Genomic DNA, 18,692 nt, shown 5'->3' with positions numbered 1-18,692 from the left:
GCTGAGAGGCACACTCATGGGACTCGAAGAGAAACTCCCCAGCGGCTTTCTGCTGACGACGGTCGAACAGGCCGCGGGCTGGGTGCGGAAGGCGTCCGTGTTCCCCGCGACCTTCGGCCTCGCCTGCTGCGCCATCGAGATGATGACCACCGGAGCCGGCCGGTACGACCTGGCCCGCTTCGGCATGGAGGTCTTCCGCGGCTCGCCGCGCCAGGCCGACCTGATGATCGTGGCCGGACGGGTCAGCCAGAAGATGGCGCCCGTCCTGAGGCAGGTCTACGACCAGATGCCCAACCCGAAGTGGGTCATCTCCATGGGCGTCTGCGCCTCCTCGGGCGGCATGTTCAACAACTACGCGATCGTGCAGGGCGTCGACCACATCGTGCCGGTCGACATCTACCTGCCCGGTTGCCCGCCGCGTCCGGAGATGCTCATGGACGCGATCCTCAAGCTCCACCAGAAGATCCAGTCCTCCAAGCTCGGCGTGAACGCCGAGGAGGCGGCCCGCGAGGCGGAGGAGGCGGCGCTCAAGGCGCTGCCGACGATCGAGTTGAAGGGTCTGCTCCGTTGAGTGACGAGACACCCAACCCCGACAAGGACCTCAGCGCGCAGAACCTGCCAGGTCAGCGCGGTGATCACGGCGAGGAGGTCCGCGTCCAGCGCGGCATGTTCGGCGCCCAGAGCGGGGCCGACACCTCCGGCTACGGCGGCCTGGTCCGCTCGATCCGGCTCCCCGGACCGGCCGCCCGGCCGTACGGCGGCTGGTTCGACGAGGTCGCCGACGAACTGGAGGGCGCCCTGGAGGAGCAGGGCCTCCTGCCCGGGAACGCCATCGAGAAGACGGTCGTCGACCGCGGCGAGATCACCTTCCACATCGAGCGCGAGCACCTCGTCCGCGTGGCCCGCACCCTGCGCGACGACCCGGCCCTCCGCTTCGAGCTCTGTACCGGCGTCTCCGGCGTCCACTACCCGGCCGACAAGGGCCGCGAGCTGCACGCCGTCTACCACCTGCGCTCGCTGACCCACGGCCGGCTGATCCGCCTGGAGGTCTCGGCCCCCGACGCCGACCCGCGCATCCCGTCCCTCGTCGCCGTCTACCCGACGAACGACTGGCACGAGCGCGAGGCGTACGACTTCTTCGGCATCGTCTTCGACGGCCACCCCGCCCTCACCCGGATCATGATGCCGGACGACTGGCAGGGCCACCCACAGCGCAAGGACTACCCCCTCGGCGGCATCGCCGTCGAGTACAAGGGCGCCCAGATCCCGGCTCCGGACCAGCGGAGGTCGTACTCGTGAACAGCACCGACGCGTCGTCCGCACGCGAGACGACAGAAGGCGCCGTCTACACGGTGACCGGCGGCGACTGGGAAGAGGTCGTCCAGTCCGCCGCGAAGGCCGACGACGAGCGCATCATCGTCAACATGGGCCCCCAGCACCCGTCCACCCACGGCGTGCTCCGCCTGATCCTGGAGATCGACGGCGAGACCGTCACCGAGGCCCGCTGCGGCATCGGCTACCTCCACACCGGCATCGAGAAGAACCTCGAGTACCGGACCTGGACGCAGGGCACCACCTTCGTCACGCGCATGGACTACCTCACCTCGTTCTACAACGAGACGGCGTACTGCCTGGGCGTGGAGAAGCTCCTCGGCATCACCGACCAGATCCCGGACCGCGCCAGCGTCATCCGCGTGATGCTGATGGAGCTCAACCGGCTCTCCTCGCACCTGGTCTGCATCGCCACCGGCGGCATGGAGCTCGGCGCCACCACGATCATGATCTACGGCTTCCGGGACCGCGAGATGATCCTGGACCTGTACGAGCTGATCACCGGCCTGCGCATGAACCACGCGTTCATCCGCCCCGGCGGCCTCGCCCAGGACCTCCCGCCCGGCGCCGTCGACGCCGTGCGCGAGTTCGTGAAGACCATGAAGAAGAACCTGCCGGAGTACGACAAGCTCGCCACCGGCAACCCCATCTTCAAGGCCCGCATGCAGGACGTCGGCTACCTCGACCTCACCGGCTGCATGGCCCTCGGCGCCACCGGCCCGATCCTCCGCTCGGCGGGCCTCCCGCACGACCTGCGGAAGACCGACCCGTACTGCGGCTACGAGAACTACGAGTTCGACGTCCCGACCGCCGACACCTGCGACTCCTACGGACGCTTCCTCGTCCGCCTGGAGGAGATGCGGCAGTCCCTGCGGATCGTCGAGCAGTGCCTCGACCGCCTGGCCCCCGGACCGGTCATGGTCGGCGACAAGAAGATCGCCTGGCCCGCGCAGCTCGCCCTCGGCACGGACGGCCTCGGCAACTCCACCGACCACATCGCGAAGATCATGGGCACCTCCATGGAGGCCCTGATCCACCACTTCAAGCTGGTCACCGAGGGCTTCCGGGTCCCCGCCGGGCAGGCCTACGCGGCCGTCGAGTCGCCCAAGGGCGAGCTCGGCGTCCACGTCGTCTCCGACGGCGGCACCCGCCCGTACCGGGTCCACTTCCGCGACCCGTCCTTCACCAACCTCCAGGCCATGGCCGCGATGTGCGAAGGCGGCCAGGTCGCCGACGTCATCGTCGCCGTCGCCTCCATCGACCCCGTGATGGGAGGCGTCGACCGATGACCGACCAGATCAGCCTGGGCATGCCCCAGCTCCCCGCCCCCGCGTACCCGGCGGACGTCCGCGCCCGTCTGGAGGAGGACGCCCGGGCGATCATCGACCGCTACCCGGGCTCCCGCTCCGCGCTCCTGCCGATGCTGCACCTCGTGCAGTCGGAGGAGGGCCACGTGACCCGCACCGGCATGCAGTTCTGCGCCGACATGCTCGGCCTGACCACCGCCGAGGTCACCGCCGTCGCCACCTTCTACACGATGTACCGGCGCAAGCCCTCCGGCGACTACCAGGTCGGCGTCTGCACCAACACGCTCTGCGCGGTCATGGGCGGCGACGCCATCTTCGAGGAGCTCAAGGCCCACCTCGGCGTCGGCAACGACGAGACGACGGCCGACGGCAAGATCACCCTCGAACACATCGAGTGCAACGCGGCCTGCGACTTCGCACCCGTCGTGATGGTCAACTGGGAGTTCTTCGACAACCAGACGCCTGAGTCCGCCAAGAAGATGGTCGACGACCTCCGGGCCGGACGCACCGTCGAACCCACCCGCGGCGCCCCGCTCTGCACCTTCAAGGAGACCGCCCGCATCCTCGCCGGCTTCCCCGACGAGCGCCCCGGCGCCGTCGAGGCCACCGGCGGCGCCGGCCCCGCCTCCCTCGTGGGACTGCGCCTGGCGAAGGGCGAGAAGCCGCACCACCGAATCGTCCACCCGCGTGGTGAGACCTCCGGACAGGAGGGGGAGGAATGACCTTGGCCGCCGAGATCAACAACAGCAGCCCCGAGAAGCTCCTGGCGCCCGTCCTGTCGGCCTTCTGGGACCAGCCGAACTCCTGGACCCTGGAGACCTACGAGCGCCACGAGGGCTACCAGGGACTCAAGCGGGCCCTCGCGATGAGCCCCGACGACCTCATCGCGTACGTCAAGGAGTCCGGCCTCCGCGGACGCGGCGGCGCCGGCTTCCCCACCGGCATGAAGTGGCAGTTCATCCCGCAGGGCGACGGCAAGCCGCACTACCTCGTCGTCAACGCCGACGAGTCCGAACCCGGCACCTGCAAGGACATCCCCCTCCTCTTCGCCAACCCGCACTCCCTCATCGAGGGCATCGTGATCGCCTGCTACGCGATCCGCTCGAACCACGCCTTCATCTATCTGCGCGGCGAGGTCGTCCCCGTCCTGCGCCGCCTCCACGAGGCCGTCCGCGAGGCCTACGCCGCCGGCTACCTCGGCACCAACATCCTCGGCAGCGGACTCGACCTCGAACTCACCGTCCACGCCGGCGCCGGCGCGTACATCTGCGGTGAGGAGACCGCGCTGCTCGACTCGCTCGAAGGGCGCCGCGGCCAGCCCCGGCTGCGCCCCCCCTTCCCCGCGGTCGCCGGTCTGTACGCCTGCCCCACCGTGGTGAACAACGTCGAATCCATCGCCTCGGTTCCCGCGATCCTGAACAAGGGCAAGGACTGGTTCACGTCGATGGGGACCGAGAAGTCCCCCGGCTTCACCCTGTACTCGCTCAGCGGGCACGTCGCCTCGCCCGGCCAGTACGAGGCCCCCCTCGGCATCACCCTGCGCCAGCTCCTCGACATGAGCGGCGGGATGCGCCCCGGCCACCGGCTCAAGTTCTGGACCCCCGGCGGCTCCTCCACCCCCATGTTCACCGACGAACACCTCGACGTGCCCCTCGACTACGAGGGCGTCGGCGCCGCCGGCTCCATGCTCGGCACCAAGGCGCTCCAGTGCTTCGACGAGACCACCTGCGTCGTCCGGGCCGTCACCCGCTGGACCGAGTTCTACGCCCACGAGTCCTGCGGCAAGTGCACGCCCTGCCGCGAGGGCACGTACTGGCTCGTCCAGCTGCTCCGTGCCATCGAGAACGGGGCCGGCACCCTCGCCGACCTCGACAAGCTCAACGACATCGCCGACAACATCAACGGCAAGTCGTTCTGCGCCCTCGGCGACGGCGCCGCCTCGCCGATCTTCTCCTCGCTGAAGTACTTCCGCGAGGAGTACGAGCAGCACATCACCGGCCGGGGCTGCCCCTTCGACCCGGCCAAGTCGACCGCCTGGGCGGACAACCACAAGGAGGTGACCGCATGACCGTCACCACGTCCCACCCCGCGGGCGGCGGCAGCCCGGCCGTACCGCCCGAGGACCTCGTGACGCTGACCATCGACGGCGCCGAGATCTCCGTCCCCAAGGGGACGCTGGTCATCCGCGCCGCCGAACAGCTCGGCATCGAGATCCCGCGCTTCTGCGACCACCCGCTCCTCGACCCCGCCGGCGCCTGCCGCCAGTGCATCGTCGAGGTCGAGGGCCAGCGCAAGCCCATGGCCTCCTGCACCATCACCTGCACCGACGGCATGGTGGTGAAGTCGCAGCTCACCTCGCCCGTCGCCGAGAAGGCCCAGCACGGCGTGATGGAGCTGCTGCTCATCAACCACCCGCTGGACTGCCCGGTCTGCGACAAGGGCGGCGAGTGCCCCCTGCAGAACCAGGCCATGTCCCACGGACAGGCCGAGTCCCGCTTCGAGGGCGTCAAGCGGACCTACGAGAAGCCGGTCGCGATCTCCACCCAGGTGCTGCTCGACCGCGAGCGGTGCGTCCTGTGCGCACGCTGCACCCGCTTCTCGAACCAGATCGCCGGCGACCCGATGATCGAACTCGTCGAGCGCGGCGCGCTCCAGCAGGTCGGCACCGGCGAGGGCGACCCCTTCGAGTCGTACTTCTCCGGCAACACCATCCAGATCTGCCCGGTCGGCGCCCTCACCTCGGCCGCCTACCGCTTCCGCTCCCGCCCCTTCGACCTGGTCTCCTCGCCGTCCGTCTGCGAGCAGTGCGCCGGCGGCTGCGCCACCCGCACCGACCACCGGCGCGGCAAGGTCATGCGGCGGCTCGCCGCCGAGGACCCGGAGGTCAACGAGGAGTGGATCTGCGACAAGGGCCGCTTCGGCTTCCGGTACGCCCAGCAGCGCGACCGGCTGACCACGCCGCTCGTCCGGAACCCCGAGTCCGGTGAGCTGGAGGCCGCCTCCTGGCCCGAGGCCCTGGAGGCCGCCGCCCGCGGGCTCGTCCGCGGCCGGACCGGCGTCCTGACCGGCGGGCGGCTGACCGTCGAGGACTCCTACGCGTACGCCAAGTTCGCCCGGGTCGCCCTCGACACCAACGACATCGACTTCCGGGCCCGGATCCACTCCGGCGAGGAGGCCGACTTCCTGGCCTCGGCCGTCGCCGGACGGGGACGCGACCTGGACGGCACGGGGGTCACGTACACCTCGCTGGAGGCCGCCCCGGCCGTGCTCCTCGTCGGCCTGGAGGCCGAGGAGGAGGCGCCCGCCGTCTTCCTGCGGCTCCGCAAGGCCTGGCGCAAACACGGCCAGAAGACCTACGCGGTCGCCCCGTTCGCCACCCGGGGCCTGACGAAGGCCGGCGGCACCCTGCTGCCGGCCGCCCCCGGCACCGAGACCGAGTGGCTCGACGCCCTCACCTCCCGGGTCGGCCTCTCCGAGGACGGCGCCGCCGCGGCCGAGGCCCTCCGCCAGGAGGGCGCCGTCCTCGCCGTCGGCGAGCGGCTCGCGGGCGTGCCCGGCGCGCTCACCGCCGCCCTGCGCGCCTCGATCGCCACCGGCGCCCGCCTCGTGTGGATCCCGCGCCGCTCCGGCGAGCGCGGCGCCGTCGAGGCGGGGGCGCTCCCGGCGCTGCTGCCCGGCGGCCGGCCCGCGACCGACCCCCGCGCGCGTGAGGAGGTCGCCGCCGCCTGGGGCGTCCGCGAACTCCCGCACCGCTACGGCCGCGACACCGGCCAGATCGTGGAGGCCGCGGCAGGCGGCGAACTCGCCGCGCTGCTCGTCGCCGGCGTCGAGGTCGCCGACCTGCCGGACCCGGCACGCGCGCGTGAGGCCCTCGACACGGCGTTCGTGGTCTCCCTGGAACTGCGGCCCGGCGAGGTCACCGAGCGCGCCGACGTGATCCTGCCGGTCGCGGCCGTCGCCGAGAAGGCGGGCACCTTCCTGAACTGGGAGGGCAGGGCCCGGCTCTTCGAGGCCGCGCTCAAGCCCGAGCAGATGACCCGGCCCCTCGCGCCGACCGACGCCCGCGTGCTCCACATGCTGGCCGACGCCCTCGACGCCCACCTCGGCCTGCCCGACCTGCGGTCCGTGCGGCGCGAGATGGACCGGCTCGGCGGCTGGGCCGAGGAGCGGGCGACCGAGCCCGGCGTGCCCGGCCGGGCGGCGCCCCGGCCCGGCGACGGCGAGGCCGTCCTCGCCGGCCACCGGCTCCTCCTCGACCTCGGCAGGCTCCAGGAGGGCGACGCCGCCCTGGCCGGCACCCGGCACGCGGCGGTCGCCCGGCTCTCCGCCGCCACCGCCGCCGACACCGGCGTCAAGGACGGCGACGTCCTGGAGGTGACCGGCCCCGCCGGCTCGGTCGCCTTCCCGCTCCAGGTCACCGAGATGCCCGACCGGGTCGTCTGGCTCCCGCTGAACTCGACGGGCCGGGGCGTCCTCTCCGACACCGGCGCCCGCCCCGGCGACCTGGTCCGCGTCGGCCCGGCGACCCCGCAGGAGGTGCAGGCATGACCCCGAACGTCCTGGCCGCCGAAGACCTGTCCATGTTCGGCACGGACCCCTGGTGGCTCGTGCTGGTCAAGGCCGTCTTCTGCTTCGCCTTCCTGATGGTCACCGTGCTCTTCTCCATCGTGTGGGAGCGCAAGGTCGTCGCCTGGATGCAGCTGCGCGTCGGCCCCAACCGGCACGGCCCCTGGGGCATGCTCCAGTCCCTCGCGGACGGCATCAAGCTGATGCTGAAGGAGGACGTGATCGTCCGGCGGGCCGACAAGGTCGTCTACGTCCTCGCCCCGATCATCGCCGCGATCCCCGCCTTCATGGCGATCGCAGTGATCCCCTTCGGCCCGGCCGGCAACGAGGTCTCGATCTTCGGGCACCGGACCGCGATGCAGCTCACCGACCTGCCGATCGCGATGCTGTACGTCCTCGCGGTCGCCTCCGTCGGCATCTACGGCATCGTCCTCGCCGGCTGGTCCTCCGGCTCCACGTACCCGCTCCTCGGCGGCCTGCGGTCCTGCGCGCAGATGATCTCGTACGAGATCGCCATGGGCGCGGCCTTCGCCTCCGTCTTCCTCTACTCCGGGTCGATGTCGACCTCGAAGATCGTCGAGGCGCAGGCGGACCGCTGGTTCGTGATCCTGCTGCCGGTGTCGTTCATCATCTACATCGTCACGATGGTCGGCGAGACCAACCGCGCCCCGTTCGACATGCCGGAGTCCGAGGGCGACCTCGTCGGCGGCTTCAACACCGAGTACTCGTCCATCAAGTTCGCGATGTTCATGCTCGCCGAGTACGTGAACATGGTGACGGTCTCGGCCGTGTCGGTGACCCTCTTCCTGGGCGGCTGGCGGGCCCCGTACCCGGTCTCCACCTTCTGGGAGGGCGCCAACCACGGCTGGTGGCCGATGCTCTGGTTCGTCGTGAAGGTGCAGCTGCTGCTGTTCTTCTTCATCTGGCTCCGCGGCACCCTGCCCCGCGTCCGCTACGACCAGCTGATGAAGCTCGGCTGGAAGGTCCTCATCCCGGTCGCCGTGGTCTGGCTGATGCTGGTCGCCACCGTCCGCGCGCTGCGGAACGAGAACATCGCCTTCTCCAACATCGTGCTGTACGTGGCCGGCGCCGTCCTCGCCCTGCTCCTCCTCTCCTTCGTGGTGGACGCGCTGCGCGACCGGAAGGCGAAGGGGGCCGCGGCCGGTCCCGCCGAGGAGCCGGCCTTCGACCCGATGGCCGGCGGCTTCCCCGTACCGCCCAAGCCCGGACAGTCCCTGCCGCCCGTGCCGCGGCGCAGGTCCCGGTACGACCGCGACCTCGTTGTCAGTGGTGGCCCCGATACTGCTACTGCGAGTGATGGAAAGGAGACGGACGGTGTCTGATTTCCAGAATCCGGTGGCCGGCTTCGGCGTGACCTTCAAGGCCATGTTCAAGAAGCGGCTGACCGAGCAGTACCCGGAGCAGCAGAAGACGACGGCGCCCCGCTTCCACGGCCGGCACCAGCTCAACCGTCACCCCGACGGTCTGGAGAAGTGCGTCGGCTGCGAGCTGTGCGCCTGGGCCTGTCCCGCCGACGCCATCTACGTGGAGGGCGCGGACAACACCGACGAGGAGCGCTACTCGCCGGGCGAGCGGTACGGCCGCGTCTACCAGATCAACTACGCCCGCTGCATCCTCTGCGGACTGTGCATCGAGGCGTGCCCCACGCGCGCGCTGACGATGACCAACCAGTTCGAACTGGCCGACTCCTCCCGCGAGAACCTGATCTACACCAAGGAGCAGCTCCTCGCGGGCCTGGAGGAGGACATGGTCGACACCCCGCACGCGATCTTCCCCGGCATGACCGAGCAGGACTACTACCGGGGGCTCGTCACCGAGGCGGCGCCCGGCACGGTCCGCCAGGTCGCCGTCTCCAAGGGGGAGAAGGGCGAGCCGGAGGGGACGGACGCATGAGCGCGAACCTGGCCTCGTACACGACGTCCACCGGTGAGGCCTTCCAGTTCTGGGTCCTCGGCACCGTCGCCGTCGTCGGCGCGCTGTCCACGATCCTGATGAAGAAGGCCGTGCACTCGGCGCTCTCCCTCGCCGGCACGATGATCGTCCTCGCGGTCTTCTACCTGGCGAACGGCGCGTACTTCCTCGGCATCGTCCAGATCGTCGTCTACACCGGCGCGATCATGATGCTCTTCCTCTTCGTCGTCATGCTGGTCGGCGTCACCGCCGCGGACTCGCTGAAGGAGACCATCAAGGGCCAGCGCCTGCTGGCCGTCGTCTGCGGTCTCGGCTTCGGCATCCTGCTCGCCGCCGGCATCGGGAACGCCTCGCTGACGGAGTTCGCCGGACTCGGCACGGCCAACAGCGCCCACGGCGGGAACGTCGAGGGCCTCGCCGCCCTCATCTTCACCAAGTACGTCTTCGCCTTCGAGATCACCGGCGCGCTGCTGATCACGGCGGCCGTCGGCGCGATGGTGCTCACCCACCGGGAGCGCACCGAGCGGGCCCGCACCCAGCGCGAGCTGTCCGAGCAGCGCGTGCGCGAGGGCAAGCACGTCCCGCCGCTGCCCGCGCCCGGCGTGTACGCCCGGCACAACGCCGTGGACATCGCCGGTCTGCTGCCCGACGGCACCCCGTCGGAGCTCACCGTCATGCGGACCCTGCGCAAGCGGGGCCAGATCCGGGACGTGTCCACCGAGGCGATGGCCGACCTCAAGGCCCTGGAGCAGCGCTCCGAGGAGCGGCTCGGCCGGGACCGGGACGAAGAGGAGGCCACCCGGTGAACCCCGTCAACTACCTGTACCTCGCCGCCCTGCTGTTCACCATCGGTGCGGCCGGGGTGCTGATCCGGCGCAACGCGATCGTCGTCTTCATGTGCGTCGAGCTCATGCTCAACGCCTGCAACCTCGCGTTCGTCACGTTCTCCCGCATGCACGGCAACCTCGACGGCCAGATCATCGCCTTCTTCACGATGGTCGTCGCCGCCGCGGAGGTCGTCGTCGGGCTCGCGATCATCGTGTCCGTCTTCCGTGCCCGCCACTCGGCCTCGGTCGACGACGCCAGCCTGATGAAGCTGTGAGGGGCTGACCGTGGAAAATCTCATTGCGCTGCTCATCGGGGCGCCCCTGCTCGGCGCGGCCGTCCTGCTCCTGGGCGGGCGGCGGCTGGACAAGAGCGGGCACTGGCTCGGCACGCTGCTCGCGGCCGTGTCCTTCGTGATCGGTCTGGCGCTCTTCGCCGACATGCTCGGCAAGGGCGCCGAGGACCGGGCCCTGCACCAGCGGCTCTTCACCTGGATCCCCGTCGAGGGCTTCCAGGCGGACATGGCCTTCCAGCTCGACCAGCTGTCGATGACCTTCGTCCTGCTGATCACCGGGGTCGGCACGCTCATCCACGTCTACTCCATCGGATACATGGAGCACGACGAGCGCCGCCGCCGGTTCTTCGGCTACCTCAACCTGTTCGTCGCGGCGATGCTCCTGCTCGTCCTCGCCGACAACTACCTGCTGCTGTACTTCGGCTGGGAGGGCGTCGGTCTCGCCTCGTACCTCCTGATCGGCTTCTGGCAGCACAAGCCCACCGCGGCCACCGCCGCGAAGAAGGCCTTCCTGGTCAACCGGGTCGGCGACATGGGCCTCTCGATCGCCATCATGCTCATGTTCACCACCTTCGGCACCTTCGCCTTCGGGCCGGTGCTCGGGGCGACCGGCGAGGCCTCCGAGGGCAAGCTGACCGCGATCGGCCTGATGCTGCTCCTCGCCGCCTGCGGCAAGTCGGCCCAGGTGCCGCTGCAGTCCTGGCTCGGGGACGCGATGGAGGGCCCGACCCCGGTCTCGGCCCTCATCCACGCGGCCACGATGGTGACCGCCGGTGTCTACCTGATCGTCCGCTCCGCCGACATCTTCAACGCGGCGCCGGACGCGCAGCTCGTCGTCACCGTCGTCGGCGCGGTCACGCTCCTCTTCGGTGCGATCGTCGGTTGCGCGAAGGACGACATCAAGAAGGCGCTGGCCGGTTCGACGATGTCGCAGATCGGCTACATGATCCTGGCGGCCGGCCTCGGCCCCATCGGCTACGTCTTCGCGATCATGCACCTGGTGACGCACGGCTTCTTCAAGGCCGGCCTGTTCCTCGGCGCCGGTTCGGTCATGCACGGCATGAACGACGAGGTCGACATGCGGAAGTACGGCGGCCTGCGGAAGTACATGCCGGTCACCTTCGTCACCTTCGGCCTCGGCTACCTCGCGATCATCGGCTTCCCGGGCCTGTCCGGCTTCTTCTCCAAGGACAAGATCATCGAGGCGGCCTTCGCCAAGGGCGGCACCGAGGGCTGGATCCTCGGCGCGGTCACCCTGCTCGGCGCCGCCATCACCGCGTACTACATGACCCGCGTGATGCTGATGACCTTCTTCGGCGAGAAGCGCTGGCAGCCGGCGCCGGACGCCGACGAGGCGCCCAGCGCCGAGCCGGCCGCCGAGCACGCGGCGGGCGCCATGCCCCACCCGCACGAGTCGCCCAAGTCCATGATCATCCCGATGGTCCTGCTGGCCGTCGGCTCGGTCGCCGGAGGCGCCGTCTTCGAGTTCTCCGGCTTCGTCGAGTGGCTGGAGCCGGTCACCGGCTTCGCGCACGGCCATTCCCCGGTCAGCGCCGCCGCCGTCACCGCCGCCACCGTCGCCGTCATGGTGATCGGCGTCGGCCTCGCGTACCTCCAGTACGGCCGCCGGCCCGTTCCGGTGGTCGCTCCGCGCGGCTCGCTCCTCACCCGGGCCGCCCGCCGCGACCTGCTCCAGGACGACTTCAACCACGCCGTCTTCGTCACCGGCGGCACGCACCTGACGCGCTCGCTGGTCTACGTCGACCACAGCCTGGTCGACGGCGTCGTCAACGGCACCGCGGCCGCCGTGGGAGGCCTCTCCGGCCGGCTGCGCAAGCTCCAGAACGGCTACGCCCGCACGTACGCGGTCTCCATGTTCGGAGGTACGGCGGTGCTGATCGCCGCGACCCTGCTGATGAGGGCGGTGTGACTCCCATGTCCCCAGTGGTCAACGCGGGCTTCCCGCTCCTCACGGCGACGGCGCTGCTGCCGGCGGCCGGCGCGGTCCTCACCGCCGCCGTCCCCGCCGCCCGCCGCACCGCCGCCAAGTGGCTGGCGCTGCTCGTCTCGCTCGCCACCCTCGTGCTCGCCGCCGTCGTCTTCGCGGGCTTCGAACCGGGCGGCGACCGCTACCAGTTCGTCGAGTCGTACTCCTGGATCAAGGACTTCGGCGTCCGGTACGAACTCGGCGTCGACGGCATCGGCGTGGCGCTCATCGCGCTCACCGCCCTGCTGGTCCCCTTCGTGATCCTGGCCGGCTGGCACGACGCCGACCCCCTGGAGACCTCCTCCAGGCGGTGGCGCCCGACGCAGGGCTTCTTCGCCCTGATCCTCATGGTCGAGGCGATGGTGATCCTCTCCTTCGAGGCCACCGACGTCTTCCTCTTCTACATCCTGTTCGAAGCCATGCTCATCCCGATGTACTTCCTCATCGGCGGCTTCGGCGACCGCGCCCACAGCGGATCCGACGAGAACGCGGCGGCCCAGCGCTCGTACGCGGCGGTCAAGTTCCTCCTCTACAACCTCGTCGGCGGCCTGATCATGCTGGCCGCCGTCATCGGGCTCTACGTGGTCGCGGGGAACTTCTCGCTCACCGAGATCACCGCGGCCCGGGCGAACGGCTCGCTGGAGATGGCGGCCGGCACCGAGCGGTGGCTGTTCCTCGGCTTCTTCTTCGCCTTCGCCGTGAAGGCGCCGCTCTGGCCGCTGCACACCTGGCTGCCGAACGCGATGGGGGAGGCCACCGCCCCGGTCGCCGTCCTCATCACCGCCGTCGTCGACAAGGTCGGCACCTTCGCGATGCTCCGCTTCTGCCTCGGGCTCTTCCCCGAGGCGTCGAAGTGGGCCACGCCCGCGATCGTCGTCCTCGCCCTCATCAGCATCGTGTACGGGGCGCTGCTCGCCGTCGGCCAGCGGGACATCAAGCGCCTGGTCGCCTACGCCTCGATCTCGCACTTCGGCTTCATCATCCTGGGCATCTTCGCGATGACCAGCCAGGGCCAGTCCGGTGCCACGCTCTACATGGTCAACCACGGCATCTCGACGGCCGCGCTCATGCTCGTCGCCGGCTTCCTGATCTCCCGGCGCGGCTCGCGGCTCATCGCCGACTACGGCGGTGTGCAGAAGGTCGCCCCGGTGCTCGCCGGCACCTTCCTGATCGGCGGCCTCGCGACCCTGTCGCTGCCCGGACTCGCCCCGTTCGTCAGCGAGTTCCTGGTGCTCGTCGGCACGTTCGCCCGGTATCCGGTGGCCGGGATCGTCGCCACCACCGGCATCGTCCTCGCCGCGCTCTACACCCTCGTCCTGTACCAGCGGACGATGACCGGGCCGGTGAAGGAGGAGGTCCGGGCGCTGCCCGACCTGAGGGCGCGCGAGCTGGCCGTGGTCGTCCCGCTGATCGCCGTCCTGATCTTCCTCGGGGTCTTCCCGAAGCCGCTGACGGACGTCGTCAACCCGGCCGTCCGGCACACCCTGTCCGACGTCCAGAAGAAGGACCCCCAGCCCCAGATTCAGAACGTGGAGGCGGCCAAGTGAGTTCCATGGCTGTCCACAGCTTGTGGACGACAGCTGCCGGGCCGCTGGAGAAGATCCCGGCACCCCACATCGAGTACACGCAGCTCTCGCCCGTGCTCATCGTGCTCGGCGCCGCGCTCGTCAGCGTCCTCGTCGAGGCCTTCGTGCCCCGCAGGGCCCGCTACCACAGCCAGGTCTTCCTGTCCGTCCTCGCGCTCGCCGCCGCCTTCGCCGCGATCGTCGGCCTGGCGGCGGGCGGTTACGGCTCCACCAAGGCCCACATCGCGGCCATGGGAGCCGTCGCCGTCGACGGACCCGCCCTCTTCCTCCAGGGCACCATCCTCCTCGCCTCCCTCGTGGCGGTCTTCACCTTCGCCGAGCGCAGGCTCGACCCGGCCGACCACGGCCACAAGGTCGACTCCTTCGCCGCCGAGGCCGCCGCCGTCCCCGGCAGCGACCAGGAGAAGGCCGCGATCAAGGCCGGGTTCACCACCACCGAGGTCTTCCCGCTCGCGCTCTTCGCGATCTCCGGCATGCTGGTCTTCCCGGCGGCCGACGACCTCCTGACGCTCTTCGTCGCCCTGGAGGTCTTCTCCCTCCCGCTGTACCTGCTCTGCGCCGTCGCCCGCCGCAAGCGGCTGATGTCGCAGGAGGCGGCCGTCAAGTACTTCCTGCTCGGCGCCTTCTCCTCGGCCTTCCTGCTCTTCGGGATCGCCCTGCTCTACGGCTACGCGGGCTCCGTCTCGTACGCCACGATCGCCCGCGTCGTCGACGGCTCCATCGGCGCCGTCGACCCGGCGCTCGCCGACACCATGGGCAACGACGCGCTGCTGCTCATCGGCTTCGCCATGGTCCTCATGGGGCTCCTCTTCAAGATCGGCGCCGTGCCGTTCCACATGTGGACCCCGGACGTCTACCAGGGCGCCCCGACGCCGGTCACCGGCTTCATGGCCGCCGCGACCAAGGTCGCCGCGTTCGGCGCGCTGCTCCGCCTGCTGTACGTGGTGCTCCCGGGCCTCACCTGGGACTGGCGCCCGGTCATGTGGGGCGTCGCCATCGTCACCATGCTGGGCGGCGCGATCGTCGCCATCACCCAGACCGACATCAAGCGGCTCCTGGCGTACTCGTCGATCGCGCACGCGGGCTTCCTGCTCGCGGGCGTCATCGCCGCCACCCCGAGCGGGATCTCGTCCGTCCTCTTCTACCTGGGGGCGTACTCCTTCGTGACGATCGGCGCGTTCGCCGTCGTCACCCTGGTCCGGGACGCGGGTGGCGAGGCCACCCACCTGTCCAAGTGGGCCGGGCTCGGGCGCCGTTCGCCGCTCGTCGCGGCGGTCTTCGCGGTCTTCCTGCTGGCCTTCGCCGGCATTCCGCTGACCTCCGGCTTCTCCGGCAAGTTCGCGGTCTTCAAGGCGGCGGCCGACGGCGGCGCGGGCGCCCTCGTGGTGGTCGGCGTGATCTCCTCGGCGATCGCCGCGTTCTTCTACATCCGGGTCATCGTGCTCATGTTCTTCAGCGAGCCGAAGGCGGACGGCCCCACGGTCGCCGTGCCCTCGGCCCTGACGAGCATCACGATCACGGCGGGCGTCGCGGTCACCCTGGCCCTCGGCCTCGCCCCGCAGTACTTCCTGGACCTGGCGAACCAGGCGAGCACGTTCGTGCGGTAGCCCGGACGGCACGCGCGAAGGGCCCGGCTCGGGGGCGAGCCGGGCCCTTCGCGTTCCTGACACGGCCCGCGGCGCATGGCATCGTGGACGACCGAATGGTCTGGACCAGGCGAGGAGGCGGGCGATGCGCGGGACGACGGCCTTACCGGGGACTCCCTGTCTCGCTCCCCGGGGCGGGGAGCCGCCCGTCCACCGGCTGGAGGTGCGGGCGCCGGGGGAGGTGCCCTTCGCGGCGGGCGGCTTCGACGCCATGGGGCCGATGTCGCGGGCCGCGTTCCCGCACCGGCACACCTTCTACGAGATCGTCCACGTGGTGGAGGGGAGCGGCGCGCACGTGCTCGACGCCGAGCGGTACGAGGTGCGGCCGCCGCAACTGGGGGTGATCCTGCCCGGACAGGTCCACCACTGGGAGGGCGTGCGGGGCCTGGAGGGTTCGCTCGTGCTGTTCACGCCCGAGTTCCTGCTCGGCGACGGCGACGAGGGCCTGCTGCGGCGGCTCGGCGAACGGCCCTGGGTGGGGCTCGACGACGCCTCCCACGAGCGGACCTCGCTGCTGATGGCGGAGCTCGCCGAGGAGTACCGCTGCGGCGCCGACGGGTTCGCCGGAGTGCTGCGCTCCCTGCTCCACGTGCTCCTCGTGCGGGCCGCCCGGCTGCCCGGAGCCGCCGTCCGGCCGGCGCCCGTGCGGGGGATCGCCGAGGAGTTCGTCCGGCTCGCCGGGCGGGCCGGGGCCGACGGCCTGTCCGTACGGGAGTGCGCCGAGCGGCTCGGGGTCAGCCCCGGCCACCTCGCCGAGGCCGTCCGGGCCGCCACCGGCCGCACTCCCGCCGCCCTCCTGCGCGAGGCCCGCACCCGCGAGGCCCAGCGGCTCCTCGTCAGCACCGGAATGTCGATACGCCAGGTCGCGTCCCGGGTCGGCTTCGCGGATCCCGCGTACTTCTGCCGCTTCTTCCGCCGGGAGACCGGACGGACCCCGGGGGACTTCCGAAAACACCACGACCGCCGGGATCCGTCCATCGAAGCCGGCGGCCCGCACGCCTAGGTTCGTTGCCATCCCCCCAGGCCCCCCACGGAGGAGCAGGCATGGACAACGAGACCGCCGCCGGACACCTCACCCGCAAGACCGTGCTGCGCGCCGCGCTCGCGGCCGGGATGGCGGCGCCCGCCGTCCTCATGGGCGTCCCGGCGCTCGCCCGCACGCTGACCGACGCGGAGGCGGCGCCCGCGCTCACCCCGGAGTGCGACGACGGCGACGACCCCACCCCGGAGCAGACGGAAGGACCGTACTTCAAGCCGAACTCGCCGCTGCGGACCAGCCTCCTGGAGGCCGGCACCCCCGGCGTCCGGCTCACCGTCAGCGGTTACGTCTTCGGGCGCGCCTGCCGGCCGATACCGGGCGTCCTGCTCGACTTCTGGCAGGCGGACGTCAACGGCGCCTACGACAACACCGGATTCCGCTTCCGCGGCCACCAGTTCACCGACGCCACCGGCGCCTTCGAGCTGACCACGATCGTGCCCGGCCTCTACCCGGGCCGCACCCGCCACATCCACGTCAAGCTCCAGGCGCCGGGGCGGCCGGTGCTCACCACCCAGCTGTACTTCCCGAACGAGCCGCGGAACAACACCGACACGATCTTCGACCCCCGGCTCCTCATGACCGTCCGGGACGCCGGCACCGCGAAGGAGGCCGCCTTCGACTTCGTCCTGAACGTCCCGCAGGACCCCGGCCCGACGCCGACGCCCACCCCGACGTCCACGGGGGTCCCCGGCGGGACCTGGGCCGCCGGGACCGCCTACCGGGCGGGGGACGCCGTCACGTACGGCGGCCCGGGCTACGTGTGCCTCCAGGCGCACACGGCCCAGGCCGGCTGGGAGCCGCCGAACGTCCCCGCCCTGTGGCGGAGGACCTGAGGCTCAGGCCGAGGGGACGATCCGGCCGCGGACCTCGCCGAGCGCCACCCGGGTGCCGTCCGGGCCCGGCGCCCAGGCCGTGAGGACGACCTCGTCGCCGTCCTCCAGGAACGTCCGCTTGCCGCCCGGCAGTTCGAGGGCGTCACGGCCGTTCCAGGTGAGCTCCAGGAGCGAGCCGCGCTGGTTCACCTCGGGCCCGGAGACCGTGCCGGAGCCGTACAGGTCGCCCGTGCGGAGCGAGGCGCCGTTCACCGTCATGTGGGCGAGCTGCTGGGCCGCCGTCCAGTACATCGAGGAGAACGGCGGCTCGGCCACCACCTCGCCGTTGATCTCCACCGAGATCCGCAGGTCGAAGCCGCCCGGCTCCTCCTCGGCCGCGTCGTCCAGGTAGGGGAGGAGCGGGTAGTCGCGGGCCGGGGGTGCCGTACGGGCCGCGTCCAGGGCCTCCAGGGGCGTCACCCACGCCGACACCGAGGTCTGGAACGACTTGCCGAGGAACGGGCCCAGCGGCACGTACTCCCAGGCCTGCACGTCCCGCGCCGACCAGTCGTTGAGCAGCGTCAGACCGAAGACGTGCTCCCGGAAGTCGGAGAGCGGGACGGGCTTGCCCAGCTCCGAGGGCGTGCCGACGAGGAAGCCGACCTCCGCCTCGATGTCCAGCTTGACCGACGGGCCGAAGACCGGGGCCGGGTCGGTCGGGGCCTTGCGCTGCCCGGAGGGGCGCACGACGTCGGTGCCGGAGACCACGACCGTGCCCGCGCGACCGTGGTAACCGATCGGCAGGTGCTTCCAGTTGGGGGTGAGCGCGTCGCCGTCCGGGCGGAAGATGCGGCCCACGTTCGTCGCGTGGTGCTCGCTCGCGTAGAAGTCGACGTAGTCCGCGACCTCGTACGGCAGGTGCAGCGTCACCGCGTCCAGCGGGTGCAGCAGCGGCTCGATGTCCGCCCGGTGCGCGGGCACCGTCACCCAGGCCGTCAGCGCCCGGCGGACGTCGCGCCAGGCGGTCCGCCCGGCCGCGAGCAGCGGGTTGAGGCTGGGCTGCGCGAGCAGCGCCGCGTACGGGGAGCCGAGCGCGTGCGCCGCGGCACCCGCGTCCAGGACGTGCCCGCCGATGCGGACGCCGAGCCGGCGCCGCCCGGGCTCGTCGGCGGTGGAGAAGACGCCGTACGGGAGGTTGTGCGGGCCGAAGGGATCGCCCTCGGCCAGATCGAGCGGGCTGTGCTCGGACATCGGTGCGTGCCTCGCTTTCCACGTGTGTGGGGGACACGTTACGGGGCGGGCCGCCGGGCGCTGATGACATGGATCACACAGAAACCGCGGCCTCCGTGGGCAACTGCCCGCATT

At 71.1% G+C, this 18,692-nt stretch carries 16 protein-coding genes; 15 read left to right on the top strand and 1 reads right to left on the bottom strand.

What is annotated here, in order from left to right; genetic code table 11:
- Positions 1–16 precede the first annotated feature (16 nt).
- From ACIGW4_RS34345 to ACIGW4_RS34275, 15 genes are all read left to right on the top strand, one after another.
- Positions 17–571, top strand: a complete 555-nt coding sequence (locus ACIGW4_RS34345) for an NADH-quinone oxidoreductase subunit B family protein (RefSeq protein WP_123454506.1) — start codon at positions 17–19, stop codon at positions 569–571.
- Positions 568–1,299, top strand: a complete 732-nt coding sequence (locus tag ACIGW4_RS34340) for an NADH-quinone oxidoreductase subunit C (RefSeq protein WP_359591464.1) — start codon at positions 568–570, stop codon at positions 1,297–1,299. The genes ACIGW4_RS34345 and ACIGW4_RS34340 overlap by 4 nt, the downstream gene beginning before the upstream one ends.
- Entirely contained in the window at positions 1,296–2,621 is a 1,326-nt protein-coding gene (locus ACIGW4_RS34335; protein WP_123454510.1) for an NADH-quinone oxidoreductase subunit D, read from the top strand. The genes ACIGW4_RS34340 and ACIGW4_RS34335 overlap by 4 nt, the downstream gene beginning before the upstream one ends.
- Positions 2,618–3,361, top strand: coding sequence for an NADH-quinone oxidoreductase subunit NuoE (gene nuoE, locus ACIGW4_RS34330; RefSeq protein ID WP_123454512.1), 744 nt, complete (start codon positions 2,618–2,620; stop codon positions 3,359–3,361). The genes ACIGW4_RS34335 and nuoE overlap by 4 nt, the downstream gene beginning before the upstream one ends.
- Entirely contained in the window at positions 3,358–4,707 is a 1,350-nt protein-coding gene (nuoF, locus tag ACIGW4_RS34325; RefSeq protein WP_123454514.1) for an NADH-quinone oxidoreductase subunit NuoF, read from the top strand. The genes nuoE and nuoF overlap by 4 nt, the downstream gene beginning before the upstream one ends.
- Complete coding sequence (locus ACIGW4_RS34320; protein ID WP_123454516.1) at positions 4,704–7,187, top strand: NADH-quinone oxidoreductase subunit G; 2,484 nt, start codon at positions 4,704–4,706, stop codon at positions 7,185–7,187. Before nuoF ends, ACIGW4_RS34320 begins: the two co-directional genes overlap by 4 nt.
- Positions 7,184–8,548 carry an NADH-quinone oxidoreductase subunit NuoH gene (gene nuoH, locus ACIGW4_RS34315; RefSeq protein ID WP_359591466.1) on the top strand — a complete coding sequence of 455 codons (1,365 nt, stop codon included), beginning with the start codon at positions 7,184–7,186 and terminating at the stop codon, positions 8,546–8,548. The genes ACIGW4_RS34320 and nuoH overlap by 4 nt, the downstream gene beginning before the upstream one ends.
- Entirely contained in the window at positions 8,523–9,119 is a 597-nt protein-coding gene (gene nuoI / locus ACIGW4_RS34310) for an NADH-quinone oxidoreductase subunit NuoI (protein ID WP_399585318.1), read from the top strand. The genes nuoH and nuoI overlap by 26 nt, the downstream gene beginning before the upstream one ends.
- Positions 9,116–9,943: an NADH-quinone oxidoreductase subunit J gene (locus ACIGW4_RS34305; protein WP_123454522.1), complete on the top strand. Its 828-nt coding sequence runs from the start codon at positions 9,116–9,118 to the stop codon at positions 9,941–9,943. Before nuoI ends, ACIGW4_RS34305 begins: the two co-directional genes overlap by 4 nt.
- Positions 9,940–10,239: an NADH-quinone oxidoreductase subunit NuoK gene (nuoK, locus tag ACIGW4_RS34300; RefSeq protein ID WP_017239464.1), complete on the top strand. Its 300-nt coding sequence runs from the start codon at positions 9,940–9,942 to the stop codon at positions 10,237–10,239. Before ACIGW4_RS34305 ends, nuoK begins: the two co-directional genes overlap by 4 nt.
- A 10-nt stretch (positions 10,240–10,249) precedes the next feature.
- Positions 10,250–12,187, top strand: coding sequence for an NADH-quinone oxidoreductase subunit L (gene nuoL / locus ACIGW4_RS34295; RefSeq protein ID WP_123454524.1), 1,938 nt, complete (start codon positions 10,250–10,252; stop codon positions 12,185–12,187).
- Positions 12,188–12,192: 5 nt separating this feature from the next.
- Positions 12,193–13,791: an NADH-quinone oxidoreductase subunit M gene (locus ACIGW4_RS34290; RefSeq protein ID WP_398710088.1), complete on the top strand. Its 1,599-nt coding sequence runs from the start codon at positions 12,193–12,195 to the stop codon at positions 13,789–13,791.
- On the top strand, positions 13,788–15,437 hold the full coding sequence (gene nuoN / locus ACIGW4_RS34285) for an NADH-quinone oxidoreductase subunit NuoN (RefSeq protein WP_123454528.1): 1,650 nt from the start codon (positions 13,788–13,790) through the stop codon (positions 15,435–15,437). The genes ACIGW4_RS34290 and nuoN overlap by 4 nt, the downstream gene beginning before the upstream one ends.
- Before the next feature lie 124 nt (positions 15,438–15,561).
- Positions 15,562–16,479 (top strand): helix-turn-helix domain-containing protein, encoded by a 918-nt coding sequence (locus ACIGW4_RS34280; protein ID WP_399585313.1) that lies wholly within the window; start codon positions 15,562–15,564, stop codon positions 16,477–16,479.
- Positions 16,480–16,520: 41 nt separating this feature from the next.
- Positions 16,521–17,348, top strand: a complete 828-nt coding sequence (locus ACIGW4_RS34275) for a carbohydrate-binding protein (RefSeq protein WP_399585310.1) — start codon at positions 16,521–16,523, stop codon at positions 17,346–17,348.
- A gap of 3 nt (positions 17,349–17,351) precedes the next feature.
- Here the strand turns inward: ACIGW4_RS34275 and fahA are convergent, their stop codons facing one another.
- Positions 17,352–18,578, bottom strand: a complete 1,227-nt coding sequence (fahA, locus tag ACIGW4_RS34270) for a fumarylacetoacetase (protein ID WP_123454534.1) — start codon at positions 18,576–18,578, stop codon at positions 17,352–17,354.
- Positions 18,579–18,692: the final 114 nt, after the last annotated feature.

Origin of the sequence: Streptomyces sp. NPDC053513 (assembly GCF_044544765.1) — a bacterium.
GTDB classification, from domain to species: Bacteria; Actinomycetota; Actinomycetes; order Streptomycetales; family Streptomycetaceae; genus Streptomyces; species Streptomyces litmocidini.
This window is presented reverse-complemented; position numbering and strand designations above follow the sequence as displayed.

Excerpts from the sequence above, each read along its gene's own strand:
- fahA (WP_123454534.1), bottom strand. The coding sequence starts at position 18,578 with ATGTCCGAGCACAGCCCGCTCGATCTGGCCGAGGGCGATCCCTTCGGC.
- ACIGW4_RS34320 (WP_123454516.1), top strand. The coding sequence starts at position 4,704 with ATGACCGTCACCACGTCCCACCCCGCGGGCGGCGGCAGCCCGGCCGTA.
- ACIGW4_RS34275 (WP_399585310.1), top strand. The coding sequence starts at position 16,521 with ATGGACAACGAGACCGCCGCCGGACACCTCACCCGCAAGACCGTGCTG.
- ACIGW4_RS34290 (WP_398710088.1), top strand. The coding sequence starts at position 12,193 with ATGTCCCCAGTGGTCAACGCGGGCTTCCCGCTCCTCACGGCGACGGCG.
- ACIGW4_RS34305 (WP_123454522.1), top strand. The coding sequence starts at position 9,116 with ATGAGCGCGAACCTGGCCTCGTACACGACGTCCACCGGTGAGGCCTTC.
- nuoE (WP_123454512.1), top strand. The coding sequence starts at position 2,618 with ATGACCGACCAGATCAGCCTGGGCATGCCCCAGCTCCCCGCCCCCGCG.
- nuoI (WP_399585318.1), top strand. The coding sequence starts at position 8,523 with ATGGAAAGGAGACGGACGGTGTCTGATTTCCAGAATCCGGTGGCCGGC.
- ACIGW4_RS34345 (WP_123454506.1), top strand. The coding sequence starts at position 17 with ATGGGACTCGAAGAGAAACTCCCCAGCGGCTTTCTGCTGACGACGGTC.
- nuoF (WP_123454514.1), top strand. The coding sequence starts at position 3,358 with ATGACCTTGGCCGCCGAGATCAACAACAGCAGCCCCGAGAAGCTCCTG.
- ACIGW4_RS34280 (WP_399585313.1), top strand. The coding sequence starts at position 15,562 with ATGCGCGGGACGACGGCCTTACCGGGGACTCCCTGTCTCGCTCCCCGG.
- nuoH (WP_359591466.1), top strand. The coding sequence starts at position 7,184 with ATGACCCCGAACGTCCTGGCCGCCGAAGACCTGTCCATGTTCGGCACG.